This window comes from Saccharopolyspora gregorii (assembly GCF_024734405.1).
Lineage (GTDB): Bacteria > Actinomycetota > Actinomycetes > Mycobacteriales > Pseudonocardiaceae > Saccharopolyspora_C > Saccharopolyspora_C gregorii.
Genome location: NZ_CP059556.1, coordinates 1,560,416 through 1,585,907, shown reverse-complemented (window position 1 = coordinate 1,585,907; position 25,492 = coordinate 1,560,416). Strand labels below are relative to the sequence as shown.

Sequence of the window (25,492 nt, the reverse complement as noted above, 5' to 3'; positions counted from 1 at the left end):
CCGGCCGTGGGTAGGTACGCGCTGCTGGTCGCCACCTCGGAGTACTTCGCCCCGGGACTGCGCGACCTGCACACCGTGGAGGAGGCCGAGGAGCTCCGGCGGCTGCTCGCCGACCAGGAGCACGGGGCCTTCGACACCGCGCACACCGTGCTCAACGGGACCAAGGCGGAGATCGAGCGCCGGGTGGAGAGCCTCTTCCAGAACAAGGACCCCGACGACCTGGTGCTGCTCTACCTGGCCGGGCACGGCATCACCAACGACGACGACCAGCTGTTCTTCGCCGCCACCGACACCGAGCCGCAGCTGCCGTACTCGACGGCGGTACCCGCGCAGGTCGTGGACCGCATCGTCACCGAATCCCAAGCCGGGTGGAAGGCGATCTTCCTGGACTGCTGCTACAGCGGCGTGTTCAACCACGGCGCCGCGCACCGGGGCGGGGAGCCGGTGAACGTGGTCGAGCACTTCGGCGGCGGCCGGTTCACCATGACCGCCACCAACGAGATCGAGTACTCCTACGAGCGCAGACCGGCCGCGGACGTGCGGCCCGGTTCCCGCTTCACCGCGGCGATCATCGAGGCGATCACCTCCGGCGCCCCGGACGTGGACGGCGACGGCGTCATGACCTTCAACGAGCTCTACCAGTTCGTGCACCAGGAGGTCACCAAAGACGGCAGGCAGACTCCGACCCGCAGCGGCACCCAGCACGGCGACATGATGTTCTCCCGGGTCCGCGGCGCCCGGTTCCTGCGGCCCGGCCGGACGCCGCTGCGGATCGGCGAACTCCTCGATGAACGCGCGGAGGACGGTCCGCCGACGATGCCGGTGCCCCTGGGGCGCGCCCACGAGGTGAACCGCGGCCCCGGCCGGGTGATGGGGCTGGACCTGTTCGGCGGCAGCGGGCACGTGGCCGTGGTGGGCCGGATCCAGTCCGGCAAGTCGACGCTGCTGCACACCCTGGTCCTCGGGCTCACCGCGACCTTCGGCGCCGACCAGCTGCAGTTCCAGTGCCTGGACGCGGACGGCGGGATCGCCGCGCTCCCGCAGGTGTCCGCCGCCGACCACACCGAGGAGTCGGTCGCGGAGCTGCTCGCCCAGGTGGAGGCGCGGATCGACGAGCGCCGCAAGCTGTTCGCCAACGGCATCGGCACCATCGACCGGTACCGCAGGCTGCGCCGGGAGCGGCCGGACGCGCTGCCCGACGCCGACCACTCCGAGACCTTCCTGTTCATCGACGGCTGGTCCTGGTTCGCCGGGTGGGTGCCGGGACTGGCGGCGGCGGTCGTGCGGATCGCCGAGGGCCTGAAGTTCGGCGTGCACGTGCTGGTCACCGCCCGCCGCTGGTCCGAGCTGCCGGAGCAGCTGCTGGAGCTCGTGCCGGGCCGGGTCGAGCTGTCCCTGGCGGAACCGTCCGAGTCGCTGCTGGATCCCGAGCTGTCCGCGAGCCTGCCCGCCACCGGGTGGGCGCTGCACGCGGGCCGCGCGTTCCAGGTGGCGCAGCCGAAGCTCGACGACGTGGCGGACGAGGACATCACCGAACTGGTCGCCTCGATCTCCACCGGAACCGACCTCCCGCCCGCACCGCCGCCCGCCGCGGCCCGGCCCGGCACACCGCCCGGGCTGTTCCCGCTGCTGGCCCGGTCGGACGTCACCGCGTTCGACCCCGCGGTGGACTGGCAGCCCGGCCCGGTGTCGCGGCGCTACCGGGCGGTGCTCGGCAGCGGGGAGGACGGCACGGTGGTCCTGGACCTGAAGGAGACGGCGCTGGGCGGCGCGGGCCCGCACGGGCTGTGCGTGGGCGCCCCCGGCTCGGGCAGGTCGGAGCTGCTGCGGACCGCGGTGCTGTCGCTGCTGGCCACGCACTCCCCCGAGGAGCTCAACGTGGTGCTCGTCGAAGCCGTCGGCGGCACCGCCTTCGCCGACTTCCAGGACGCCCCGCACGTCTCGGCGCTGATCACCGACCTGGCCGGCGACCCGGAACTGGTGGACCGGTTGCACGACGCGCTGTCCGGGGAGATCCACCACCGGCAGACCCGGCTCAACGAGGTCCGCACGCGCACCGTGTGGGAGTACCGCGAACTGCGCTTGAAGCAGCCGCTGCCGCCGCTGCCGATGCTGTTCGTGGTGGTCGACGGGTTCACCGAGCTGCTGCGGGTGCGCCCGGCGCTCGCCGAGCTGTTCCAGACCATCGTCCGGGTGGGCCGGTCGTTGCAGGTGCAGCTGCTGCTGGCCGGGGAGAGCGCGACCGAACCGGGGTTGCGCGGCCTGGCGGACGACCTCACCTACCGGATCGCGCTGCGCACCGGCAGCGTCGCCGAGTCGAGCGCCGCGATCGGCTCCCCGGACGCCGCCGAGCTGCCCGCGGGCGGCGGGCACGGCTACCTGCGCCACCCCACCGGCCTGGTCCGGTTCCGCACCGCGCACGTCTCGGACCCGGTGCACGGCGATCGGCGCCCGGACGCGCCGAGCGAGCTGCAGTTCGCGGTGCGGCGGATGCGCGGAACCGGTCCGGCGGCCCGGCGGATCTGGGTGCCGCCGCTGCGCAGACCGCCCGCGCTGGAGCAGCTGCTGCCGCCGCCCGCGGAGCGGCTGCGCGGGCGGCGGCTGCACGCCCCGATCGGCACGCTGGACCTGCCGTTCGAGCACCAGCAGCGGACGGTGCGGGTCGACCTGTCCGGCGGTTCGGGGCACGTGGCGATCGTCGGCGCGCCCGGCTCCGGGAAGTCCGTCGCGGTTCGCACGCTGCTGCTGTCGCTGGCGTTGACCCACTCCCCGCAGGAGGTGCAGTTCTACTGCCTCGACCTGGGCGGCGGCGGGCTGCACGACCTGCGCGAACTGCCGCACGTGGGCGCCGTGTCGGGGCCGCGCGATCCGGACGTGCTGCGCCGCACCATCGCCCAGCTGCGCTCGCTGCTGGCCTGGCGGGAGGCGCGGTTCATCGAGCACGGCATCGATTCGATGGCCGGCTACCGGGCGCGGCGCCGCGACGACGGGGCCGCGGACGACGACCAGTACGGCGACGTGTTCCTGATCATCGACGGGTGGCCCGCGCTGCAGGGCGAGTTCGACGGCGCGGACCGGGACGTGGTGAACCTGGCCTCGCAGGGCTGGGAGTTCGGCCTGCACGTGGTGGTCACCGCGGACCGCTGGTCGGAGATCCGCCCGGCGCTCAAGGACCTGCTGGGCACCCGGCTGGAGCTGCGGCTGGCCGATCCGGCGGAGTCGGAGGTCTCCCCGGAGGCCGCGGCCCGGGTGCCCGCGGACCTGCCCGGCCGCGGGCTGCACCCGTCGAAGCTGCACATGTTCACCGCGCTGCCGCACCCGGTGGGCGAGGGCTCCGCGGCCGCGGTCGCCGCGCTGCGCGCCCGGACGCGCGACACCTGGCCGGGCGTGCGCGCGCCGCGGGTGCGGCTGCTGCCGCTGGTGCTGCAGTACGACCGGCTGCCCGCGCCGGAGCAGCAGCCGCGCCCGTCGCTGGTGCCGATCGGCGTGAACGAGGAGGGCATGGACCCCGTCTACCTGGATTTCCGGGCGGAGCCGCACTTCTACGCGTTCGGCGAGCTCGGCTCGGGTCGCACCTCGCTGCTGCGGACGGTGCTGCGCGGCATCACCACCCGCTACTCCGCGCAGGAGGCGGCGGTGGTCCTGGTGGACCTGCGGCGCGCACTGCTCGGTTTCCTGCGCACCGAGCACTTGGCGGAGCACGCGGTCAACGTCGACCAGGTGCGGGCGGCGGTGCGGGAGCTGGTGACGACGTTGCGCGCGCGCCGCCCCGGCCCGGACCTGACCCGGGAGCAGCTGCGCGACCGGTCCTGGTGGTCGGGACCGGAGCTGTTCGTCGTGGTCGACGACTACGAGCTGCTGTCCGCGCCGGACGAGAACCCGCTGGCACCGCTGGCCGAGTTCGTCGCGCAGTCCGCCGAGCTGGGGCTGCACCTGGTGCTGGCTCGCGAGGCGAGCGGGGCCCGCGAGGACTGGGACGACCCGCTGCTGGTGGCGTTGCGCGCGGCCGCCGCGCCGGGACTGCTGCTCAGCGCCGACGAGGCCGAGGGCGAGCTGATCGGCCGGGTCGCCGCGACCCGGTTGCCGCCCGGCCGCGGCACCCTGGTCAGCCGGGCGTCGCGGGGCGGCCCGCAGCTGGTGCAGACCGCGCACATCCGGGCCGAGTGAGCGGTCCCCGGGGAGGGCGGGCGCCGGGCCGTGCCGCAGCAGCGGAACGGCCCGGAGGTCACCGGACCTGCAGGGTCTGCACCGGTGCCGGAGCCGGCGACAGCGGGATCTTGTACCGCTGCGTCAGGTAGGCGGCGACGTCGTGGAACAGCGGCGCCGCGGAGGCCCCACCGCCCGGCGCGTCCAGCATCAGCGCCACCACGAACCGCGGGTTGTCCGAGGGGACGATCCCGGTGAAGGTGATCCAGTAGGTGTCGTTGCTGTAGCACTTGCAGTCGGGGTCGATCTGCTGCGCGGTGCCGGTCTTGCCGGAGATCTGGTAGCCGTCGAGCGCGGCGGCCTTGCCGGTGCCCTGCTGCTGCGGCGCGTCCTGCACGACGGCGCGCATCATGTCCCGCACGGTGCGCGCGGTCTCCGGGCTGACGACCCGGACCCCCTCCGGCCGAGGCCGCGGCACCCGGACTCCGTCCGGGCCGGTCTGGGCGGCGATCACCCGCGGCGGCACCCGCACGCCGTCGTTGGCGATGGCCTGGTACATCCCGGCCATCTGCAGCACGGTCATCGACAGGCCCTGTCCGATGGGCAGGTTCGCGAAGGTGCTGCCGGACCAGTCCTCCCGGGCGGGCACGAACCCGGCGCTCTCGCCGGGCAGCCCGATGCCGGTGGTCTCCCCGAGCCCGAACTTGTGCACCAGGTCGTTGAACCGGTCTTCGCCGAGCCGCTGCGCGGTCATCAGGGTGCCCACGTTGGACGACTTGCCGAGCACGCCGGTGAAGGTGAGCGGGATGGTGCCGTGCGCCCACGCGTCGCCGACGGTCCGGTCCGCGACCTTGATCTTGCCGGGCACCTGCAGCACGGTCTCGGGGCGCACCAGCCCGTCCTCGATGGCACCGGCCGCGGTGATCACCTTGTTCACCGAGCCGGGTTCGAACGGGTTGGTCACCGCCGGGTTGCCGAGCCCGTCCGGGCCCCACGCGGGCGCGTTGGGGTCGAAGGACTCGTCGTTGGCGAGCGCGTACACCTCGCCGGTGTGCGCGTCGAGCACGGCGGCGCTGGCGCTGCGCGCCCCGGTCTTGCCCGCGTAGTCGGACAGCTTGTTCTGCACCATGTACTGCAGGTCGGAGTCGAGCGTGAGTTCCACGTCGGACCCGGGGATGGCCGGTTCCAGCTCCCGCTCGGTGCCGGGGATGACCAGGTCGCTGCCCATCGCCGTGTCCGAGACCTTCTTGCCGTCGGTCCCGGCGAGCAGCTTGTCCAGCGAGCTCTCCAGCCCGAGCCGGCCTTGGATCTTGCGCGCGTCCTGGCTCCACCGGGCGCCGCCGAGCACGTTCGCCCCGTTCTCCCCCGCCGGGTATTCGCGGGTGGCGCGGTACTCCTGGCCGATCTGCGGGTACTTCTCGGTGATCGTGCGGGCGAGCGCGGGTTCGATCAGCGGCCCGATGGTGGTGTAGGTCGTGTCGGCGAACAGCGCGGCGAGCACGTCCTGCTCGCGGACCCGGTCGCCGAGGGTCTGCGTGATGAACCGGGCGATCTCCCGCTTGTACTGGTCGGAGGTGGGTTCGCTCGGGTCCTCGGCGTGCGCCTTGTCCTGCTCCTCGGCGAGCCGCCGCGGCGTGGCGTAGAGCTGGCGCGCTTCGCTGCTGAACGCGAGCACGTTCCCGCTGCGGTCGGTGAACGAGCCGCGTTCGGCGGGGATCGAGTCGCTGGTGGTGCGCTGCCGGGCCGCGGCCGCGGACAGCTGCTGCGCGTCGAAGCCCTGCACCAGGATCAGCTTGGTGCCGGTGAGCACCAGCGCGATCACCAGTAACAACCGGCCGATGCGCAGCCGCCTGCCGCTACCGGCCACGTCGGTGCGCGCGGTCCGCTTTCCCCCCGCGGCCCGCGTCCCCCTGCGGACCATCAGTCGCCCTCCACCGCCGGGATCGTCGCTGCCTGCCGCTGCGCCGGGTCCGGCTGCGGCGCGCCCTGCTCGACGGGCGGGTTCGGTGCCGCGGGAGGCTGCTGGGCGTCCGCGGGCGCCGGCGGCTTCGGTGCCGGGGGCGCGGGTGGGGCGCTGGCCTGCTGCGGTTCACCGACGACGCGGATGGTGCCGTCCGGGTTCACCACCAGGTGCGCGGGCGGCCCGGGCGGCGGCACCATGCCGAGCTCGGTGGCCTTGCGCTGCAGCGCGGGCGTCGAGTCGATGTTGCTGACCTCGCGCAGCAGCTGTTCCCGGTGCTCGTTGAGCGCGGTGACCTCTTGCTCGACCTGCTGCAGCTGGTACGAACCGCCGACGGCGGCGATCGACAGCGACAGCGTCGCCACCAGCCCGACGCCGAGCACCGCCATCACGGCCACCACGAGCGGGACCCGCGAGGTCGCGACCTTCGCCTGCAGCTGGCGGGCGCGCGGACGCACCGCGGCGAGCCGCCATTGCCGCGGCTGGCGCTGCTCGGCGGCTTGGCGCTGGCGGCGCGGCCTGCGCTCCGCGGTCTCCCGGGAAGTGCGGTCCCGGCGCTCCTCGCGGCGCGCGTAGGCGCGTTCGGCGGCGGCGGACCGGCCGCGCGCCTTCGCCGGGGTCTTCTTCTGCGTCTTGGTCTGCGGCGCCGTCGCGGTGGTCGAGGCCGCCTTCCGCTTCGCCGGCTCCTTCTTCTTCGCGGCGGAGCCGGTGCGCGAGGCCGAGGTCTTGGCGCGTGCGGGTGCCGTCATGCCGACTCCTTGATCCGTTCGGCGGCGCGCAGCCGCACCGAGGCGGCCCGCGGGTTGTCCGCGCGTTCCTGTTCACCGGCGAGTTCGGCGCCGCGGGTGAGCAGCCGCAGTTCGGGTCCGTGCCCGGGCAGTTCCACCGGCAGGTCGACCGGGGTGCGGGAGGTGGCGCGCTCGGCCAGCCCGCGCTTGACGATGCGGTCCTCCAGCGAGTGGTAGGCGAGCACGACGATCCGCCCGCCGGGCGCGAGCGAGTCGAGCGCCGCGGGCAGCGCCCGGCCGAGCACGTCCAGTTCGGCGTTGACCTCGATGCGCAGCGCCTGGAAGGTGCGCTTGGCGGGGTGCCCGCCGGTGCGGCGGCTGGCCGCGGGAACGGTGTCGTAGAGCAGCTGGACCAGGCGGTCGCTGTTCGCGAAGGGTTCCTTGGCCCGTTCCCGCGCGATCGCGCCCGCGATCTTCGAGGCGAACCGCTCCTCGCCGTACTGGCGCAGGATCCGCGCCAGCTCGCCGGGCGGGTAGGTGTTGAGCACGTCGGCCGCGGTGCGCTCCGCGCCCGGGTCCATCCGCATGTCCAGCGGCGCGTCCTGCGCGTACGCGAACCCGCGGTCGGCCTCGTCGAGCTGCAACGAGGACACGCCGAGGTCGAACAGCGCCCCGTCCACCGCGGGCAGCCCGAGGTCGTCGAGGACGTCGGCCCACTCGTCGTAGACGGCGTGCACGAGGTGCAGCCGGTCCCGGTGGGCGGCGAGCCGCTCCCCCGCGAGCCGCAGCGCCTGCGGGTCCCGGTCGAGCCCGACGAGGGTGAGTTCGGGGTGCGCGCTCAGCAGCGCCTCGGCGTGGCCGCCCATGCCGAGCGTCGCGTCCACCACGACCGCCGGGCCGCGCGACAGCGCGGGCGCCAGCAGTTCCAGCGTCCGGTCCAGCGCGACCGGCACGTGCCGGTCCCGGGCGGAACCCCCGCCGGTGCCCTCCGGCACGTCGTCCTCCGCCACGGCGGTCCCTCCCTCCCGCGAACCGTTCACGGCCACCGCGCTCCTTCGTCCTGGTCCGGGTTCGCCCCGGCCCGGTCCTCCCCGCCCTCCCCGGCGGGCCCTGCCGCCCGTTCCGGCTCCCGCCGGTACGAGCCGGGCCGGTGCGCGCACCGGCCCGATCACCACCGCCGCGCTCCCGGAGCGCGGCGGCCACTGCTGTCCGTTGTGGACGACGTCCGTCCGTCGAGATCCACCGCGACCGGTGGCCCCAGGTCCCAGTCCGCTCCGGGTGTTCTGGCGCCGGGGAAGGTGCACCAGGACACGTGAGCGGACCGAGGCCTCACGCCACCGGGACGGTCAGAAGATCCCGGGCAGGACCTCCTCCCGGGCTTGCGCGTAGCTCTCCTCGTGCGCGTCGAGGTAGCTCTGCCAGCTCTCGGAGTTCCAGATCTCCAGCCGGTTGATCGCGCCGATGACCACGCATTCCTTCTCCAGGCCCGCGTACCGGCGCAGCTCTGCCGCGATCGGGATCCGCCCCTGCCCGTCCGGGCGCTGCTCGTCGGTGCCCGCGAACAGGTACCGCTGGTAGGCGCGGACGGACTCGTTGGTCAGCGGGGCCTCGGCGACCTTGCGGGCCATCTGCTCGAACTCGGCGCGCGGGAAGACGTACAGGCAGTGGTCCTGTCCTTTGGTGACCATCAGCCCCCCTGCCAGTGCGTCCCGGTACTTCGCCGGCAGCGTCAAACGCCCTTTGTCGTCGAGCTTGGGGTTGTGGGTGCCGAGGAACATCCCGGTCCACCTCCCCCTCCCGGACCGCTCCGGGTCCGACGACTCCGTCCTGCCGGGAGACCGGCGCTGCCGACCACCCCGGACTCCCCGGAGCCGGGCGGAGCCCCCGTCTGCCCCACCGAGCGCCACAGTACCCCACTCCACTCCACCGTCAACCTGGAACACCGTCCGACACGCCGCGGCGAGTCGGACGTTTGCCCAGCTAGCGGCCCTCTGAAGGAAAGCCGCCCCGGGTGGGGGGCGGGTGGGGGAGCCGGGCCCGGCGCACCCGCCGGCAGGCCGCCCGGCGAGCCGGAACGCCGACCGGCCGGCCGCGAGCGGGGCGTCCGGGGGCTCCGGTGGGGGAACGTGGGGAACGCCCCAGGCCACCGGCACCGGTACGGCGGCCGCCTGCGGTTTGGCACACTGCGGAGGCACCTGAGCGCGCGATCGCCGAGCCCCCGTCACCGGTCGACGGAGTCGGCGGCCCTCGTCGACGCGGACGGCGGCCCGCCGCGGCGCTCAGCGAACACCTGGAGGTTTCGTGACGCCCAACATGCCCACGTCCGGCACCGCGTTCGCCGGTGGCGGGCACGCCGACGCGGCTTCCCGCGGCAGCGGCGGGTACGTGCGGGAGTCCGAACCCGCGACGATCGCCGCGCTGCACGGCACCGTGCAGCGCATCGCCGCCAACGTCGAGCAGGTCCTCGTCGGCAAGCCCGACGTGGTCCGGATCGCGCTGGTGACCATGCTCGCCGAAGGCCACCTCCTGGTGGAGGACGTGCCCGGCGTCGGCAAGACCTCGCTGGCGAAGGCCCTCGCCCGCTCCATCGACTGCACGGTGAACCGCATCCAGTTCACCCCCGACCTGCTGCCCAGCGACATCACCGGCGTCTCGCTCTACAACCGGCAGGCGGAGGCGTTCGAGTTCCGGCCCGGCCCGGTGTTCGCGAACATCGTCGTCGGCGACGAGATCAACCGCGCCTCCCCGAAGACCCAATCCGCCCTGCTGGAGTGCATGGAGGAGGACCAGGTCACGGTCGACGGCGAGACCTACGAGCTGCACGCGCCGTTCATGGTCATCGCCACCCAGAACCCGATCGAGATGGAAGGCACCTACGCGCTGCCGGAGGCGCAGCGCGACCGGTTCACCGCGCGGGTGTCCATCGGCTACCCCGACCAGCAGGCCGAACTCGCGATGGTCGACGAGCACGCGGGCCGCGATCCGATGGACCAGCTGCGGCCGGTCACCGACGCCCACCAGGTGCGCGGGCTGCTGCGAGCGGTCCGCGACGTGCACGTCAGCACCGAGCTGCGCCGCTACGTGATCGAGCTCGTCACCGCGACGCGCACCCTGCCGGAGCTGCGGCTCGGCGCCTCGCCCCGGTCGACCTTGCAGCTGGTGCGCGCGGCCCGCGCGCAGGCCGCGCTGTCCGGCCGGGAGTACGTGGTGCCGGACGACGTGCAGGACGTGGCGGTGCCGGTGCTGGCGCACCGCCTGGTGCTGACCAGCGAGGCCCGCGCGACCCGGCGTTCCGCTTCCGACCTGGTGCGCTCGCTGCTGCGCCGGGTCGAGGTGCCGCGGGGCGACTCCGGGCCCCGGCGGTAGTCGCGTGCTGTCCGGCCTGACGGTGCGGGGTCGCTGCCTGCTGGCGGCGGGCCTGGCCGCGGCGGTGTGCTCGGTGGTGCTCGACGAGCGGGACCTGCTGCGGATCGCGGCGTTCGTCGTGGTGCTGCCGCTGCTGGCGCTGCTGCTGGCGGGCCGGGTGAAGCACGGCATCCGGGCGCGGCGCGAGGTGCTGCCGGGCCGGGTCCCGGTGGGCGGGAACGCTTCGGTGCGCCTGCACCTGACGGGGACGTCCGCGGTGCCGATGGGCGGTCTGCGCCTGGAGGACGGGGTGCCGCACGCGCTGGGCGGCCGGCCGCGGTTCCGGCTGGAGTCGGTGCCCAGGTCGGGTGCGGTGCTGGAGTACCCGGCGAGCCCGGGGCTGCGCGGCATCCACCAGATCGGCCCGCTGCGGACCCGGATCGGCGATCCGTTCGGGCTCACCGAGTTCGAGCACGAGCTCGCCGGGCGCAGCAGGCTGGTCGCGGTGCCGAAGGTGGTGCCGCTGGGCGGGCTGCCCGCCGGTTCCGGCCTCGGCACCGGGGAGGACGGTTCGACGCGGCTGCGCGCCGGGCACGGCGACGACGACACGATGGTGCGGGAGTACCGGCACGGCGACGACATCCGCCGGGTGCACTGGAAGAGCACCGCCAAGCGGGACGAGCTGATGGTGCGCGTCGAGGAACGGCCCTGGCACGGCGGCGTGACGGTGTTGCTGGACCGGCGGTCCGCGGCGCACCGCGGCACGGGAGCGGCGGCGAGCCTGGAGTGGGCGGTGTCGGCGGCGGCCAGCATCTGCTCGCACCTGCACGCGCACGGCCAGCAGGTGCGGCTGGTCACCGAGGACGCGGCGACGCTCAGCGGCGGCCCCGGCCCGTTCGACGGCGGCCACGACGACGCGGCGATGCTGGACGCGCTGGCGGCGGTGCGGCCGTCCGCGCAGCGCGACCTGGTGTGCCCGCAGGACCCGGGCAGCGGGCAGGAGCTGATCGCGATCTTGGGCGCCACCAGCACCGCCGGGGTGCAGGAGCTGTCCCGGCTGCGCCCGGAGCGCGCGCGCAGCCTGGCGCTGCTGCTGGACGTGCGGACGTGGGCGGGTGATCCCGCGGACGGTTCCTTCTCCCCGCAGCGCACCGCGGACCGGCTGCGCGCGTCCGGCTGGTCGGTGGTGGTGGTCGACGGTCCGCGCTCGTCGATGGCGGGAGCGTGGGGCCGGTTGTGCCAGGTCGCCTCGGCCGCTCCGGGGGTGGTGTCGTGAGCACCCGGGTGCGTCCGGCGGGCACGACGGCGGTGGCCACGACGGCCGCCGCGGTGTCCTCGCTGGCGGTGTCCACGGGGTTCACCGGGATCGTGAGCGATGCGCGCTGGGTGCTGCCCGTGGCGCTGGCGGTGGCCGTGGTGGCCGGTGTCGGTCTGCTGGGCCGCACGTTGCGCTGGTGGCCGCCGCTGGTGGTGCTCGCGCAGCTGTGCGCGCTGGTGGTGCTGCTCTCGGCGCTGTTCACCGGGCAGGCGGTGCTCGGGTTCCTGCCCGGACCGGCGGCGTTCGGCGAGCTGTCCGGCCTGCTGGGGCAGGCGATGCAGGTGGCCAGGGAGGGCGTGCCGCCGGTTCCGGCGGAGCCCCCGCTGCAGGCGCTGCTGTGCCTCGGCCTCGGTGTGGTCGCGCTGCTGGTGGACGTGATCGCGGTGGCCGCGGGAGTGCCCGCGGTGGCCGGCCTGGTGCTGCTGTGCGTGGTGGCCATCCCGGCTTCGCTGGCGCCGAACATGCTGCCGTGGTGGACGTTCGCGGCCGGTGCGGCGGGTTTCGCGCTGCTGCTGGCGTGCGCGGGCAGCCACCGGCAGGCCGCGTCGGCCTCCTCGCCGCTGGCTCGGTTCGACCACCGGGGCGTGGTGCTGGTGGCGGCCGCCGGGGTGCTGGCGGTGCTGAGCGGGGTGGTGTTCACCGGGGTCGGCACCGAGGGCCGGCTGCCGGGTGGGGCGTCCACCGGCTACGGCTCGGCGAACGGCGGCATCGGCTTGCGGCCGTTCACGTCGCTGCGCGGGCAGCTGGACCGGGACGACCCGGTGGACCTGTTCCGGGTGAGCGGATTGCCGCAGCCCACCTACCTGCGGGCCATGACCTTGCAGCATTTCGACCCGGGCCGCGGCTGGGAGCTGGGCAAGCTGACCTCGGGCGTGGACGCCGGGCAGCACCCGCTGCCGCTGCCGGACGGCACCGAGACGCTGGCGGCGGGCCCGTCCGCGACGGTGCGGATCGACCCGGTCGGCTACCGCGACCCGTGGCTGCCGATCTTCGGGGTGCCGCGCGGGGTGACCGGCATGGGCCTGCAGTGGAACTACGACCCGACGAGCGGCGTGGTGTTCACCCAGGTCCGGCAGGAGAGCAGGCCCTACGTGGAGGACGTGGCGCTGCCGTCCCCGTCGCCGCAGCAGCTGCGCGCGGCGAGCGGCCCGGCGTCGGTCGACCCGGCCTACTCGGACGCGAGCGGGGTGTCGCCGCGCATCGCGGACCTGGCCCGCCGGATCACCGCGGACGCCCCGACGGACTTCGACAAGGCCGCGGCCCTGCAGCGGTTCTTCACGGACCGGTCCAACGGGTTCCGGTACGACCTGAGCACGGCGCCGTCGACGAGCGGGAACGCGCTGGAGGACTTCCTGTTCCGCGGCAAGCGGGGCTTCTGCGAGCAGTACGCCTCGTCGATGGGCGTGCTGCTGCGGTCGGTGGGCGTTCCGGCTCGGGTCGCGGTGGGCTTCACCCCCGGCCACCGGGACGGCGACGAGCGCGTGATCACCACGAACGACGCGCACGCGTGGGTGGAGGCGTTCTTCCCCCGCTACGGCTGGGTGACGTTCGACCCGACGCCGCTGGCCGACGGCCGCACCGCACTGCCGGAGTACCTGAGCCCGCCCGCGCCCGCACCGTCCCCGGCCCCGGCGCCCGGCGAGTCCCAGCAGCCGTCCCCGGAGCCCTCGACGGCCCCGTCGCAGACCCCCGCCCCCGGCGACGCGGAGCAGCCGCCCGCTCCGGAGGCGGACCGGCCCGGCGGGTCCGGCGCGTGGATCGCGGTGGGCGCGGTGCTGCTGGCGGTGCTGGCGCTGGGCGCGGCTCCGCTGGCGCTGCGCGAGTTCCGCCGCAGGCGGCGGCTCGCCGTGGTGCGGGCGGGTGCCGCCGGTGCGGCGAGCGCGGCGTGGGACGAGCTGCTCGACGAGCACACCGACCGCAGCGGACACCGCCCGGACGCCTCCGGCACCGTCCGCTCCACCGCCACCTCGCTCGTCGAGTCGGCGGAGCTGCCGGAGGACGCGGCGCGCTCGATCCACGACCTGGTGACGGCGGTGGAGCACGAGTGGTACGCCCCGGCCGGGCACTCGGTGGTCACCGGGGTCGCCGCGCCCGCCGAGGCGCTCCCGCGGGCGTTGGCGGCGCTGCGGGACGGTGCGCCGCTCCCCTGGCGGCACCGCCTGGTCCCGCGGTCGGTGTTGCCGGCGGCCCGCCGCGATCGGGCGGAGTCCTGATCGGGCCGGAGTCCTGACCGACCACTTCGCTGACCGGTCACTCCCTGACCGATCACTGCCCCGACCGAGCGGAGACCCTGATCGAGGGCTCCGGATCAGGCCACGAACCTGATCGACCGAACCTCGATCCGCCGGGTGATCAGGCCGATGTCCGGAGCGGACGCGGCGATCGCCCGGCTCCCGGCCACCCGCTGCGGACCCCTCGCCTGGAGCCAAGCCCCGGCGACGGCTCCCGAACACCCCCGGAAACGAAACCAGCCCGACGGTCGAAGGACCATCGGGCTAGGTGATGAGGACGGATCGCCGACCCTGAGGTCGACGATCTCCGGCCTCCGCCGTCCCTGTCGGGACTACTGCTCGAACCGCTTCCGGAAGCGTTCTTCCATCCGCTGGGCGAAGGAACCGCGCGCTCGCGGCTCGGACTTCTTCCGGTCTCCACCGGACGCCGGGCCTGCGCTCCCCTCCCCCTCGGATTCCGCTTCCTGGCTGCCACCACGCATCGCGGACAGCACCAGAACTGCTCCGCCGAACATCACGAGGAAGCCGACCACGCTCACCACGGGGATATCGGCCGGTTTGACCGGTATCACCACGCCGAGCACCAGCAGGATCAACCCCAGCACGAACACGGCGATCCCTTGCAGGCGACGCCGCCGCGACGGTCGGTGCAACCGGCCGCCACGCACGGTGGAGACGAACTTCGGATCCTCGGCGTAGAGCGCGCGCTCGATCTGGTCGAGCAGTCGCTGCTCGTGCTCGGAGAGTGGCATGGCTCCTCCTCCGGCACAGGTAACTCAGTGGCGCCGGAACCCGGAGGACAGGCCTCCGGAGTGGGAACCCGGCGAACGCTTGGGGGCGTCACCGTCGAGGATACGGTTCCGGCGACGTCACGACTACCCGCAGGGGTCAGGTCGCGCCTCGGAGGTTGCCGACATCATCCCGTCGGATCAACCGATCGGCGCAATCCCCCGGTGCGACGTGGGATTTCGGGGTCAGCCGCGGAGCCGTCCGACGGCGTGCAGCCGGGTGGCGACGTCCCGCAGCGGTGGCGTGGCCGCGGCGGCGCGTTCCAGTTCGGCGAGCGCGTCGGCACCCTGCCCCTCGGCGACGGACCCCGGCACGAGGTCGGTGAAGACCCCCTGCCCCTGGACCAGTTCCACGTCGAGCCCCGCCTCGCGCATCCGCCGGGCGAGCTCGTCGCCGTCGAAGCGGCGCAGCACGGTGTCGCCGCCGCCCCGGTACCGGCCGTCCGGGTCGCGGAGCACGTGCAGCGCGTCGGCCGGCCGCCCGGCGAGAGCGCTGGCGAGGACCGCGGCGTACCGGTTGGACACGAGCACCGACACCGCTCCACCGGGCGCGGTGGCCGCGGTGAGCGAGGCCAGCGATCCGGCGACGTCGTCGACGTATTCGAGCAGGCCGTGGCCGAGCACCAGGTCCGCCCCACCGGGCGGCGCGAAGGCGTGCAGCGCCTCGGTGTCCCCCTGCAACGCGGTGATGAGCCGGTCGACGCCCGCGTCGGCGGCGCGGCGCTGCAGGGTGGCGAGCGCGTTGGGACTGGGGTCGACGACGGTCACCTCGCAGCCCGCGCTCGCCAGCGGCACCGCCCACACCCCGCTGCCGCCGCCCACGTCGAGGACTCGGGGCGGGCGGCCGTCCCGGCGCGTTCGGGCTTCGGTGATCTCTTCTTCCAGCACCCGGTCGACGGCGTCGGATCTCATGGCCAGCAGCGTAATGGCGGGTCAGACCGGGCGACGCACCGGCGGGGCGGGACGGTGGGCGCAGCAGCACACGTGATCGGTCCGGTTCCGTAGGCTACGGGCGTGCAAACGGTGGCAGTGCTCAGCCTCAAGGGCGGTGTCGGGAAGACGACCGTGGTGCTCGGGCTCGCTTCGGCGGCCATGCGCCGCGGCGCTCGGACGCTGGTGGTGGACCTGGATCCGCAGTGCAACGCGACGGCCGCGCTGGAGCCGGACGAGACCCGGCTGGGCCTCAGCGACGTGCTGTCCGATCCGCGGGCGGAGGTGCTGCGCGCGGCGGTGGCGCCGAGCGGGTGGGGCGCGGAGGTCGACGTCCTGGTCGGGTCGGAGGACGCCGAGCTGCACAACGGCGGTCCGCACGACGGCGGGGGCGATCTGGCGAAGCTCACCGAGGCGCTGTCGACGCTGGACGCGTTGATCGCGGAGGGCGAGCTGCCGTACCAGCTGGTGCTGCTGGACTGCCCGCCGTCGCTGGGCCGGTTGACCCGGTCGGCGCTGATCGCGGCGGACCGGGCGCTGCTGGTGACCGAGCCGACGATCTTCGCGGTGTCCGGGGTGCAGCGCGCGTTCGAGGCGGTGCAGGCGGAGCGGGCCGAGAACAACCCGCGCCTGCAACCGCTGGGCGTGGTGGTGAACCGGGTGCGGCCGCGGTCGCACGAGCACCAGTTCCGCATCGAGGAGCTGCGGGAGATCTTCGGTCCGCTGGTGATGCCGGTGGCGCTGCCGGACCGGCTCGCGGTGCAGCAGGCGCAGGGCGCGTGCATGCCGATCCACCAGTGGGGGACGCCGGGTGCCCGGGAGGTGGCGCTGGGCTTCAACCTGCTGCTGGCCCGCACGTTGCGCGCCGGCCGCCGCCGGGATCCGCTGCCGGACGACTCGTTCGACGACGACCCGGGCGATCAGGACCTGGACGAGTTCGACGGCGACGCCCGGCCGGGAGCCTGATGCCGGAGGGCGACACGGTGTTCTTGACCTGCCGGCGCCTCGACGAGGCGCTGGCGGGGGCCGAGGTGGTGCGCGGCGAGCTGCGCCATCCGCGCCTGGCCGAGGTCGAGCTGCGCGGCCGGGTGGTGCGCGAGGCGCGCCCGGTCGGCAAGCACCTGCTGATCCGCTTCACCGGTGAGCGGACGTTGCACAGCCACCTGGGCATGGACGGCGCGTGGCACCTGTACTCGCCGGGTGGCCGATGGCGCCGCCCGGCGCACCGGGCGCGCGCGGTGCTGGAGGTACCGGGCCGGACCGCGGTGGGGTTCGACCTGCGCGGGATGCGCTGGGTGCGCACCGCCGACGAGGACTCGCTGGTCGGCCACCTGGGCCCGGACCTGCTGTCACCGGAGTGGGGTCCGGAGTCGGCGGCGGAGGCGGTGCGGCGGCTCACCGCGGACCCGGCGCGCGAGATCGGTGCGGCGCTGCTGGACCAGTCGGTGCTGGCCGGTGTCGGCAACATCTACCGGACCGAGGTGTGCTTCCTGCTGCGCCGCTCCCCGCACTCCCCGGTGGCGGAGGTCGACGCGGAGCGGGCGGTGCGGTTGTGCCGGGACCTGCTGCTGCGCAACGCGTGGAGCCCGGAGCGGTCCACCACGGGCGACCTCCGCCGGGACGCCCGCCACTGGGTGTACGGCCGCCGGACCTGCCTGCGCTGCGGCGGCCCGGTCCACCGCGATGGCGGTGCGGAGCGGGTCACCTACCACTGCCCCCGCTGCCAGCCCCTCCCCGGCCGCTGAGCATCCCGGCGCGCGGAGACCGCGTCGGCGAGTCCCCGCAGCACCGGGTACACGAGCACGATGCCGATGGAACCCCACACCAGCCCGGTGAAGCGCAGCGCCCCCAGCGACAGCGTCAGGTCGCCGACCCCGGCGACGAGGGCCGTCCCGAGCACCGCGAGGTTCACCGGATCGGCGAAGTCCACGCCCGCCTCGCTCCAGATCCGCACCCCCACGAGCGCGAGCACGCCCACGACGACGAGCAGCGCGCCGCCGAGCACGCCTACCGGGATGGTGCCGAGCAGTGCCCCGAACTTCGGGCAGAACGCGAGCACCACGGCGGCGACCGCGGCGATCATGCACGCGGCGGTGGAGTACACGCGGGCCGCGGCCATCACCCCCACGTTCGGAGCGTGGCTGCTGAGCGCCGAACCGCCGCCCGCTCCGGAGAGCGCCGTGGCGAGCCCACCGCCGATGAGCGCGTCCCCGACCTGGCCGTCCAGGTTGCGCCCGCTCATCGCCCCGACGGCCTTCACGTTGCCGACGAGTTCGACGAGCACCACCAGCACCATGGGCGCCACGAACGGCACCGCGGACAGGTGCATCTGCGGGGTGACGAACTCCGGCGTCCCGAACCAGGGGGCGCGGGCGACGGCGTCCAGCCGAGCCGGGTCGACCTGGCCGAGCAGCGCGGCGCAGGTCCAGCCGGCGAGCACGCCGAGCAGCACGGCGAGCCGCCGCAGCATGCCGCGGCTGAGCACGGTGGCGAGCACGACGACGGCGAGGGTGATCGCGGCGGGCACGGGCTGCGCGCTGAACGAGCTCACCGTCTGCGGCGCGAGGCTGAGCCCGATCATCAGCACGATGCCCCCGGTGACCACCGGGGGCATCGCGGATTCGAGCAGCCGCACGCCGAGCGCTTTGACCGCGACCCCGAAGGTGAACACCACCAGGCCCACGATCATGATCGCGCCGAGCAGCGCGCCCGGGGTGGCTCCGCCGTGGTCGACGGCCGCGCCCATCGGGACGACGAAGGCCGCCGAGGCGCCGAGGTACGCGGGCACCCGGTTGCGGGTGACGAGCAGGAACAGCAGCGTGCCGAGGCCGGACAGCAGCAGCGTGGTGGAGGCGGGGAAACCGGTGAGCAGCGGGACGAGGGTCGTGGTGCCGAACATGGCGATCAGGTGCTGGAACCCGAACCCGAAGGTCAACGGCCAGCTGAGCCGTTCACCGGACCCCACGACCGCGTCGTCGACCAGCTGACGACCGTTGCCGTGCACGGTCCACAACGCCACATCGCCCTCCCCGACTGTCCCCACCCGCGGGGATCGCCGCCACGTAACGTAGCGACGCTGGGAAGATTACTATTCGGCATCACATAATCAACCCGTAACGGGGTCATCCGGGTGAAGAGATGAGTCACCCGGGGCCACGTGGAGTCATCGTCCGGGTTCGCGACCTGCGGTTTCGCCGCTCAGGTGCGAGGTTGGTCCGCCGATCCGGCGGTTCCGCTGCCCCAGCCGAGTTCGTGCAGCGCGGTGGCGAGCCCGGCGAGCCGGTCGGTGGCGTCCTGCACGGCGTGGCGCTGCTCGGGGGCGCCGCTCGCGGCGACGGCCCGCCCGGCGGCGGCGACCAGGTAGCGGTAGCCCTCGACGCCCTCGTCGAGTTCGGCGCGCAGCCGCCGCACGTCCGCGCGCAGGTCGGCCTGCTCGGTGGCGGGTACGTGCGGCAACGCCGCTTCGACCGCCTGGAGGCGGGAGGCGACTTCGCGCAGCGCGGTCGCGGCGCGGTCCGCGGTGGCCCGCGCGTCGGTGGCTTCCTCGAACCCGCCGCCGCCGAGCTGCGTCAACGCCTGGTGCAGGCTCTGCTCGGCGTCGCGCAGCAGCCGCATCGGTTCCCGGGCCTGCGAGCCGTTCGGCGGCAGCTCCACCGGTTCCGGGGCGGCTTCGGGCAACGGGGTCCGGAGCAGCCGCCGGTAGCGCCGCCATTCGGCGACGGTGCCGAACGCCGCGGCGACGGCGACTCCGCCGACGCCGAACGCGGCGACGTCGAGCATCGTCTCCAGCGCGCCCGCGCCGACGGGGAGGCCGAACGCGTGCGGCGCGTACGCCCCGTACGCGCCGACGCCGAGCACTCCGGTGCCGACGGTGCCCGCGGTGGCGTTCTGCTTCGCCCGCTTGCGCTTGCGCAGCAGCCGCGCGCGCGGGTCGCGCCACTGCGCGAGCTTGCGGCGCACTTCACCGACGACGGGGCCGCGCAGCTCGCGCAGCGCGGCCTCGCCCCATGCCGCGAGCTCGTTCTTCCGCGGTGGCATCGTCCGGCTCGATCAGGCTTGCCCGGTCTGCGGGTTCTGCTGCTGCGGCCGGGTCGCCGGTTCCGCGGTCTGGCCGCCCGCCTGCTCGCCACTGGTGACCTGCTGCTGGCCACCGCCCATGGAGGCGCGCAGCTGCTCCAGCCGGTTCGAGCCCGCGGCGTCGAGGGAGGCCTGCTGGACCTCCATCATCCGGCCCTGCACGCTGTTCTGCGCCAGCTCCGCCTCGCCGAGCGCGGTGGTGTAGCGCCGCTCGATCTTGTCCCGCACCTCGTCCAGCGAGGGCGTGTTGCCGGGGGCGGCGAGATCGCTCATCTGCTTGAGCGAGTTGGACGCCTGCTCCTGCATCTTGGCCTGCTCCAACTGGCTGAGCAGCTTGGTGCGCTCGGCGATCTTCTGCTGGAGCATCTGGGAGTTGCGGTCCACCGCCTGCTTGGCCTGCTCGGCCGCCTGCAGGGACTGGTCGTGCAGGGTCTTGAGGTCTTCCACGCCCTGTTCGGCGGTGACCAGCTGGCTGGCCAGCTGCGTGGCGGTCTCCTCGTACTTCTGCGCCTTGGCCGGGTCGCCTTCGGCGCGCGCCTGGTCAGCCATGACCAGGGCCTGCCTGGCCGAGGACTGCAGCTTCTCGACTTCGCCGAGCTGGCGGTTGAGCTTCATCTCGAGCTGCCGCTGGTTGCCGATCACCGAGGCCGCCTGCTGGGAGAGTGCCTGGTGCTGGCGCTGCGCATCCTCGATGGCCTGCTGGATCTGCACCTTCGGATCGGCGTTCTCGTCGATCTTCGACGAGAACGACGCCATCAGGTACTTCCAGAACTTCACGAACGGATTGGCCATCTCCTCCGCCTGCCTTCTCTCCTGCCGGTGCTGCCCGTGCGCGTGTCGCGACCGCGGACCTCGACCCGATGCCCGGCGCGTGCCGGTCCCAGCCGTGTCGTGTCCCATTCTCATGGTGCCGCCGAACCCATCGTGTCAGGGCGCGGTGTCCGGTTCCACCAGGATGCGAAGATCTCCGGGATTTTCCCCCGGTGACCCCCGAGCGGTCACGCCATGATCGAACCAGCACCGCCGACCGGGCCCGCGCCCGGGTCGCGGCCGCGGTTCCACGCGGTCCACCCGATCAACGCACGAGGGCGCGAGGAGGTTCCGCCGCGCGCGGGGCGGTGGGGTGCACCACCCCGCGCGACCACGGATGTCAGGCGGCGACGACCACGCCACCGGAACTGCGCACCGGTGCGCTGATCCGCTGGCTGAGCACCGGCTGCAGGCGGTGCTCCTCGGTGAGGTCCTCGCTGGAGAGCTGCGCCTCGACGCCCGCGGTTTCGGCGTCGGCGAAGTCGGCACCGGACAGCTCGGTGTCGGCGAGGTCGGCACCCATCAGGCTCGGCACCAGGCGGCCACCGTCGAAGTCGGCGGCGCCGCGCTGTTCGACCATCGCCGGGGTGAGCACGGTGCCCGACCCGTCGAGGTCACCCGCGACCGTGACGAGCAGTTCGGGCAGCGGCAGGTCCAATGCGCCGCAGATCGAGGCCAGCAGTTCGCTCGAAGCCTCCTTGCGTCCCCGCTCCACTTCCGAGAGGTAGCCGAGGCTCACCCGGGCGGCGCGCGAGACATCTCGCAGCGTACGAGATTGAGCGGTCCGGGCGCGGCGCAGCCTTTCACCGACTGCTTCCCGCAACAACACGGTCATCGCGCGCCTCCCTCCTTCGTCGCTTACATCGTGCGCTACGCGTCAACGCCCCCTACGTTACTCATCGCAACGCCGTCGCGAGAGCGATCATCCGCCAATCCGCCGAGGGCGAACGTTCTCGGCGTCACCACGCGTGCGCGGTTCGGCGACGATTCCGCAGCGCTGGGGCGCGCGGACACGTCCGGGACGTTCAACGCAGCACTGTCGTGAAGTGTTCCAACGCCACTCGAACGGCCGCCGCCCGCACTCCGGCGCGATCACCGGCGAGCTTGGTGGACAGCACGTTCGTCCCGTTCGGGCCGGCGAATCCGAGGTGCACGGTGCCGGGTTCCGCGCCGTCCTGCGGATCGGGCCCGGCGACTCCGGTGAGGCCGACGCCCCAGGTCGCGGCGCAGCGCTCGCGGGCGCCGGTGGCCAGCTGTTCGGCGACGGCGGGCTGCACGGCACCGCCGCGGGCCAGCAGTTCCGCGTCCACCCCGGCGAGCCGTTCCTTGAGGTCGGTGGCGTAGACGATCAGCCCGCCGCGCACCACGTCGCTGGCGCCGGGCACGTCGGTGAGTGTGACCGCGAGCAGGCCCGCGGTGAGCGATTCGGCGGTGGCGACGGTCTCCCCGCGGTCGCGGAGGAGGCCGAGGAGTTCGGCGGCGGCGTTCACGAGCCCGCGCCCCCGGTGCGCCTGCCCAGCGCGCGCAGCCGCCAGGCCCGCACCGCGTAGTCGAGCCCGGTCACGACCGTGACCAGCACCGCGGCGCCCATGATGACCCAGCGCAGCGGGTCGATCAGCTCACCCAGCGGCAGCAGGTAGGCGACGATCGCGATGGCCTGCAGCAGCGTCTTGAGCTTGCCGCCGCGGCTGGCCGGGATCACGCCGTGCCGGATCACCCAGAACCGCAGCAGTGTGACGAAGAGCTCACGTGCGATGATCAACAGCGTGACCCACCACGGCAGGTCGCCGACGAGGCTGAGCCCGACCAGGGCGGCTCCGGTCAGCGCCTTGTCCGCGATCGGGTCGGCGATCTTGCCGAAGTCGGTGATGAGGCCGCGCCTGCGGGCGAGCTCGCCGTCGATGCGGTCGGTGATGGCGGCGACGAGGAACACCGCCAGCGCCACCCAGCGCCACAGCGGCTGGTGGCCGTCCTCCCGCAGCAACGCCACCAGGAACACCGGGACCAGCAGCAGCCGGGACACGGTGAGCACGTTGGCGATGTTGAGCAGCGGCACCGGACGGGTGTCGGGCGCCGCTCCCGAAGCCGCGCCGTCGGCGCTCATGTCGTTCCCCCGGACGGTTGCCGTTCGGCGTCGCCGGTCGGGCGGACCACGAGGTCCACGCCTTCGCTGCCGACCACTTCGCAGCGGAGCACGTCGCCGACGACGACGTTCCCAGGATCGACGACGAGGCATTCGCCGTCCACCTCGGGCCCCTGGTGCTCCGCGCGGCCCGCACAGCCGTCCTCGTGGTCGGCGCCGCGCTCGACCAGGACCCGCACCTGCTCGCCGATGCGGTCTTCGGCGCGCTGGTCGGTGAGCTCGTCGACGAGCGCGGACAGCTCGGTGACGCGTTCGGCGATGACGTCCTCGTCGAGCTTGCCGTCGAAGCCCTCGGCCTCGGTGCCGTCCTCGTCGGAGTAGCCGAACACGCCGACGGCGTCCAGCCGGGCCCTGGTGAGGAAGTCGCGCAGTTCCGCGTAGTCCTCCTCGGTCTCGCCGGGGAACCCGACGATCACGTTGCTGCGGATGCCCGCTTCGGGCGCGAGCTCCCGGATCTGCTCGATGAGCCCGAGGAAGGACTCGGTGGAGCCGAAGCGCCGCATCCGCCGCAGCACGGTCTCGCTGGCGTGCTGGAAGGACAGGTCGAAGTAGGGGGTGACGCCGGGCGTGGTGGCGATGGTGCGGACCAGCCCGGGCCGGGTCTCGGCGGGTTGCAGGTAGGACACCCGCACCCGGTCGATGCCCTCGATCCCGGCGAGTCGCGGCAGCAGCGCCTCCAGCGCGCGCGGGTCGGCGAGGTCCTTGCCGTAGGAGGTGGAGTTCTCGCTGACCAGGAACAGCTCCCGCACGCCCTGGGTGGCCAGCCAAGCCGCCTCGCCGAGGATCTCGTCGGGCTTGCGGGACAGGAAGGAACCGCGGAAGGCGGGGATGGCGCAGAAGGTGCACCGCCGGTCGCAGCCGGAGGCGAGCTTGAGCGAGGCGACCGGCGCGTTGTCCAGCCTGCGCCTGCTCACCCGGGTGGAAGGCACCCAGCCATGGCCCGGCACGGCGACCTCGGTGGCGGCGGCGGGCCGCGCGACCGGGGTGATCGGCAGCATGGTGCGGCGATCCCGCGGCTGGTGCGAGGCGAGGGGCTTGCCCTCGATCACGTCGTCGAGCCGTTCGGCGAGCTGCCCGTAGTGGTCGAAGCCGAGCACCGCGTCGGCTTCCGGCATCTGCTCGGCGAGCTCCTGCCCGTAGCGCTCGGCCATGCAGCCGACGGCGACGACCTTCGCGCCGGTGTCGGAGGCGGCCAGCAGCGTGTCCACCGAGTCCTTCTTGGCGGATTCGACGAATCCGCAGGTGTTGACGACCACGACGTCCGCGGAGTCGGCGCCGTCGACGAGGTCCCACCCGTGCTCGTGCAGGGTTCCCGCGAGCTCTTCGGAATCGACTTCGTTGCGCGCGCAACCCAGAGTGACCATGGACACTCGGCGCGGTGTGGACCCTGCTGGCATGACCCGAGGTTAGCCGCCGGGTCCGGCGGCCCTGCGCCCGCGCCCGGCGAGCGGCCTGCAGGTCCGCTGAGCGCACCGGCGGGCGGCGGCCCGGGATCGGGTTCACGCCGGGTGATGACCTCGCCCCGCGGCGGGCCGGTGTGCGGTCGCGTCGCGTTCGTCGCGGAGCGTCGACCCGCGTGGCGCGGGAAAGGTAGCATTCCCGCCATGCATGACTATGCGACTGGGGCGATATCGATTCGGCGTGCTCGGGTCGACGACGTCCGGGGGATCAAGGCCCTGGTCGACTCGTACGCGGGCAAGGTGCTGCTGGCCAAGGAACTCGTGACGCTCTACGAGCACGTCCAGGAGTTCTGGGTCGCCGAACTGGCCGGCGAGGCCGGGGCGCCCCGCCTGGTGGGCTGCGGGGCGCTGCACGTGCTGTGGGAGGACCTGGCCGAGATCCGCACCGTCGCCGTCGACCCGCTGGCCCGCGGCCGCGGCGTCGGCCACCAGGTCGTCGGCAGGCTCGTCGGCCTGGCGCGCGAGCTCGGGCTGGCCCGGGTCTTCGTGCTCACCTTCGAGACCTCGTTCTTCGGCCGCCACGGCTTCCGCCCGATCGACGGCGCCCCGGTCTCCCCCGACGTCTACGACGAGATGCGCCGCTCCGCCGACGAAGGCGTCGCCGAATTCCTCGACCTCCCCTACGTCAAGCCCAACACCCTCGGCAACACCCGGATGCTCCTCGAACTCCCCCGCTGACCCCAGCTTCCAGCCAGAGCTCGTGGGTGAGGCCGGAAAGGCGGCGGACGTCCCAGCCGTGGCGCGCCGCCCAGCGAGTGGCCGGTCAGCACGTCCAGCCCGGTCGGCAGCGCGTCGGCCAGGTCCGCGGCGAAGTCGTCGACCGCCGGCCGGGCCGCTCCGGCCGTCGCGACATCCCCGGTTCACCTGCTGAAAACCCGATCAGTCCCGCGCGCACCGCGTGCAACCGCTATAACACTGGGTGATCTGTGCAGGCCCCACCCTGACCCGAGGAGCTCTCGTGTTCCGTTCCGCACGAATCCGCCGCGGCCTCGTCGCTTCCGCTGCCGCGGGCGCCGTGCTGCTGCTGTCCGCAGGTACCGCGCACGCGGACCTGTCCGACGGCGAGCTGCGGCAGATCACCGACCAGTACCTGTTCGAGACCTCGCTGGACGACTTCGTCGACCTGCGGTCCGAGCAGCCGCACGCCGACCAGCTGGACTGGTCCTCGGACAGCTGTTCCTACTCGCCGGACGAGCCGCTGGGCTTCGACTTCTCCACCAGCTGCGACCGGCACGACTTCGGCTACCGCAACTACAAGGCGCAGGACCGGTTCACCGACGACGGCCGGCTGCGCGTCGACGACAACTTCAAGGCGGACATGTACTCGGTCTGCGCCGACGACGGGCTGTGCAAGGCGGCCGCGAACGTCTACTACGCGGCGGTGCGCCAGTTCGGCGGCGCGGGCACCTCCACCGCGGACGCGGTCGAGCAGGCCGAGATCACCCCGGTGCAGGCCGACTCCGGGCGCGTCATCGGCTTCGAGTCGAAGACGCGCAGCGGCGAGCGGGTGCTGTTCCAGGCCTGATCGGCGGGTGGCCCGGGACCTGGTCGGCAAG

The 25,492-nt window shown here is 73.8% G+C and carries 21 protein-coding genes; 8 read left to right on the top strand and 13 right to left on the bottom strand.

Translation table 11 applies throughout. From position 1 onward, the window contains the following. Positions 1–6: 6 nt before the first annotated feature. The gene (gene eccCb, locus H1226_RS06970) at positions 7–4,167 is read left to right on the top strand and encodes a type VII secretion protein EccCb (RefSeq protein WP_258347953.1); all 4,161 of its coding nucleotides are present in this window, start codon (positions 7–9) and stop codon (positions 4,165–4,167) included. Positions 4,168–4,225: 58 nt separating this feature from the next. Here eccCb and H1226_RS06965 read toward each other — a convergent pair whose 3' ends face one another. The 4 genes from H1226_RS06965 to mraZ form a co-directional block, all read right to left on the bottom strand. Further along, positions 4,226–6,067 (bottom strand): peptidoglycan D,D-transpeptidase FtsI family protein, encoded by a 1,842-nt coding sequence (locus tag H1226_RS06965; RefSeq protein WP_258347951.1) that lies wholly within the window; start codon positions 6,065–6,067, stop codon positions 4,226–4,228. Next, a complete protein-coding gene (locus tag H1226_RS06960) occupies positions 6,067–6,855 on the bottom strand; it encodes a hypothetical protein (RefSeq protein WP_258347949.1) in 789 nt (262 codons plus the stop codon). The genes H1226_RS06965 and H1226_RS06960 overlap by 1 nt, the downstream gene beginning before the upstream one ends. Then, positions 6,852–7,844 carry a 16S rRNA (cytosine(1402)-N(4))-methyltransferase RsmH gene (gene rsmH / locus H1226_RS06955; RefSeq protein WP_258347948.1) on the bottom strand — a complete coding sequence of 331 codons (993 nt, stop codon included), beginning with the start codon at positions 7,842–7,844 and terminating at the stop codon, positions 6,852–6,854. The genes H1226_RS06960 and rsmH overlap by 4 nt, the downstream gene beginning before the upstream one ends. Before the next feature lie 336 nt (positions 7,845–8,180). Further along, the gene (mraZ, locus tag H1226_RS06950) at positions 8,181–8,612 is read right to left on the bottom strand and encodes a division/cell wall cluster transcriptional repressor MraZ (RefSeq protein ID WP_224963322.1); all 432 of its coding nucleotides are present in this window, start codon (positions 8,610–8,612) and stop codon (positions 8,181–8,183) included. 523 nt (positions 8,613–9,135) lie between these two features. On the opposite strand from mraZ, the gene H1226_RS06945 reads away from it, so the two are divergent. The 3 genes from H1226_RS06945 to H1226_RS28085 are packed head-to-tail and all read left to right on the top strand — an operon-like array spanning position 9,136 to position 13,710. After that, positions 9,136–10,200, top strand: coding sequence for an AAA family ATPase (locus H1226_RS06945; protein ID WP_309148787.1), 1,065 nt, complete (start codon positions 9,136–9,138; stop codon positions 10,198–10,200). A gap of 4 nt (positions 10,201–10,204) precedes the next feature. Continuing rightward, entirely contained in the window at positions 10,205–11,455 is a 1,251-nt protein-coding gene (locus H1226_RS06940; protein WP_224961185.1) for a DUF58 domain-containing protein, read from the top strand. Next, on the top strand, positions 11,452–13,710 hold the full coding sequence (locus H1226_RS28085; protein ID WP_309148786.1) for a transglutaminase family protein: 2,259 nt from the start codon (positions 11,452–11,454) through the stop codon (positions 13,708–13,710). Before H1226_RS06940 ends, H1226_RS28085 begins: the two co-directional genes overlap by 4 nt. 350 nt (positions 13,711–14,060) lie before the next feature. On the opposite strand, the gene H1226_RS06925 is transcribed toward H1226_RS28085, so the two are convergent. Then, positions 14,061–14,480, bottom strand: a complete 420-nt coding sequence (locus tag H1226_RS06925) for a DUF3040 domain-containing protein (RefSeq protein ID WP_224961181.1) — start codon at positions 14,478–14,480, stop codon at positions 14,061–14,063. 222 nt (positions 14,481–14,702) lie between these two features. Next, positions 14,703–15,428 (bottom strand): class I SAM-dependent methyltransferase, encoded by a 726-nt coding sequence (locus tag H1226_RS06920; protein WP_224961180.1) that lies wholly within the window; start codon positions 15,426–15,428, stop codon positions 14,703–14,705. Between the two features lie 102 nt (positions 15,429–15,530). Between H1226_RS06920 and H1226_RS06915 the strand changes: the two genes are divergently transcribed. Both H1226_RS06915 and H1226_RS06910 read left to right on the top strand, forming a co-directional pair. Then, positions 15,531–16,412 carry a ParA family protein gene (locus H1226_RS06915; RefSeq protein WP_224961178.1) on the top strand — a complete coding sequence of 294 codons (882 nt, stop codon included), beginning with the start codon at positions 15,531–15,533 and terminating at the stop codon, positions 16,410–16,412. Beyond that, positions 16,412–17,191: an Fpg/Nei family DNA glycosylase gene (locus H1226_RS06910; RefSeq protein WP_258347947.1), complete on the top strand. Its 780-nt coding sequence runs from the start codon at positions 16,412–16,414 to the stop codon at positions 17,189–17,191. Before H1226_RS06915 ends, H1226_RS06910 begins: the two co-directional genes overlap by 1 nt. Here H1226_RS06910 and H1226_RS06905 read toward each other — a convergent pair. The 7 genes from H1226_RS06905 to rimO form a co-directional block, all read right to left on the bottom strand. Further along, positions 17,152–18,465: a uracil-xanthine permease family protein gene (locus H1226_RS06905; RefSeq protein ID WP_258347946.1), complete on the bottom strand. Its 1,314-nt coding sequence runs from the start codon at positions 18,463–18,465 to the stop codon at positions 17,152–17,154. The genes H1226_RS06910 and H1226_RS06905 overlap by 40 nt on opposite strands. Before the next feature lie 179 nt (positions 18,466–18,644). Further along, a complete protein-coding gene (gene pspM, locus H1226_RS06900) occupies positions 18,645–19,484 on the bottom strand; it encodes a phage shock envelope stress response protein PspM (protein WP_258347945.1) in 840 nt (279 codons plus the stop codon). A gap of 12 nt (positions 19,485–19,496) precedes the next feature. Next, entirely contained in the window at positions 19,497–20,315 is an 819-nt protein-coding gene (locus tag H1226_RS06895; RefSeq protein ID WP_258347944.1) for a PspA/IM30 family protein, read from the bottom strand. Between the two features lie 358 nt (positions 20,316–20,673). Beyond that, positions 20,674–21,168 carry a helix-turn-helix domain-containing protein gene (locus tag H1226_RS06890; RefSeq protein ID WP_224961170.1) on the bottom strand — a complete coding sequence of 165 codons (495 nt, stop codon included), beginning with the start codon at positions 21,166–21,168 and terminating at the stop codon, positions 20,674–20,676. 190 nt (positions 21,169–21,358) lie between these two features. Beyond that, positions 21,359–21,823, bottom strand: a complete 465-nt coding sequence (locus H1226_RS06885) for a CinA family protein (RefSeq protein ID WP_224961168.1) — start codon at positions 21,821–21,823, stop codon at positions 21,359–21,361. Next, positions 21,820–22,437, bottom strand: coding sequence for a CDP-diacylglycerol--glycerol-3-phosphate 3-phosphatidyltransferase (gene pgsA, locus H1226_RS06880; RefSeq protein ID WP_258347943.1), 618 nt, complete (start codon positions 22,435–22,437; stop codon positions 21,820–21,822). Before pgsA ends, H1226_RS06885 begins: the two co-directional genes overlap by 4 nt. Beyond that, a complete protein-coding gene (gene rimO / locus H1226_RS06875) occupies positions 22,434–23,873 on the bottom strand; it encodes a 30S ribosomal protein S12 methylthiotransferase RimO (RefSeq protein ID WP_258347942.1) in 1,440 nt (479 codons plus the stop codon). Before rimO ends, pgsA begins: the two co-directional genes overlap by 4 nt. 207 nt (positions 23,874–24,080) lie before the next feature. Between rimO and H1226_RS06870 the strand changes: the two genes are divergently transcribed. Together H1226_RS06870 and H1226_RS06865 are read left to right on the top strand one after the other, a co-directional pair. Continuing rightward, a complete protein-coding gene (locus H1226_RS06870) occupies positions 24,081–24,614 on the top strand; it encodes an amino-acid N-acetyltransferase (RefSeq protein ID WP_224961162.1) in 534 nt (177 codons plus the stop codon). 280 nt (positions 24,615–24,894) lie between these two features. After that, the gene (locus tag H1226_RS06865) at positions 24,895–25,461 is read left to right on the top strand and encodes a phospholipase (protein ID WP_258347939.1); all 567 of its coding nucleotides are present in this window, start codon (positions 24,895–24,897) and stop codon (positions 25,459–25,461) included. Positions 25,462–25,492 lie beyond the last annotated feature (31 nt).

Bases quoted from the DNA above. Each gene is read 5' to 3' on its own strand.
- H1226_RS06920 (WP_224961180.1), bottom strand. From the start codon at position 15,428: ATGAGATCCGACGCCGTCGACCGGGTGCTGGAAGAAGAGATCACCGAA.
- pgsA (WP_258347943.1), bottom strand. From the start codon at position 22,437: ATGAGCGCCGACGGCGCGGCTTCGGGAGCGGCGCCCGACACCCGTCCG.
- H1226_RS06925 (WP_224961181.1), bottom strand. From the start codon at position 14,480: ATGCCACTCTCCGAGCACGAGCAGCGACTGCTCGACCAGATCGAGCGC.
- H1226_RS06910 (WP_258347947.1), top strand. From the start codon at position 16,412: ATGCCGGAGGGCGACACGGTGTTCTTGACCTGCCGGCGCCTCGACGAG.
- pspM (WP_258347945.1), bottom strand. From the start codon at position 19,484: ATGCCACCGCGGAAGAACGAGCTCGCGGCATGGGGCGAGGCCGCGCTG.
- H1226_RS06960 (WP_258347949.1), bottom strand. From the start codon at position 6,855: ATGACGGCACCCGCACGCGCCAAGACCTCGGCCTCGCGCACCGGCTCC.
- H1226_RS06895 (WP_258347944.1), bottom strand. From the start codon at position 20,315: ATGGCCAATCCGTTCGTGAAGTTCTGGAAGTACCTGATGGCGTCGTTC.
- H1226_RS06890 (WP_224961170.1), bottom strand. From the start codon at position 21,168: ATGACCGTGTTGTTGCGGGAAGCAGTCGGTGAAAGGCTGCGCCGCGCC.
- H1226_RS06965 (WP_258347951.1), bottom strand. From the start codon at position 6,067: ATGGTCCGCAGGGGGACGCGGGCCGCGGGGGGAAAGCGGACCGCGCGC.
- rimO (WP_258347942.1), bottom strand. From the start codon at position 23,873: ATGCCAGCAGGGTCCACACCGCGCCGAGTGTCCATGGTCACTCTGGGT.
- mraZ (WP_224963322.1), bottom strand. From the start codon at position 8,612: ATGTTCCTCGGCACCCACAACCCCAAGCTCGACGACAAAGGGCGTTTG.
- H1226_RS06870 (WP_224961162.1), top strand. From the start codon at position 24,081: ATGCATGACTATGCGACTGGGGCGATATCGATTCGGCGTGCTCGGGTC.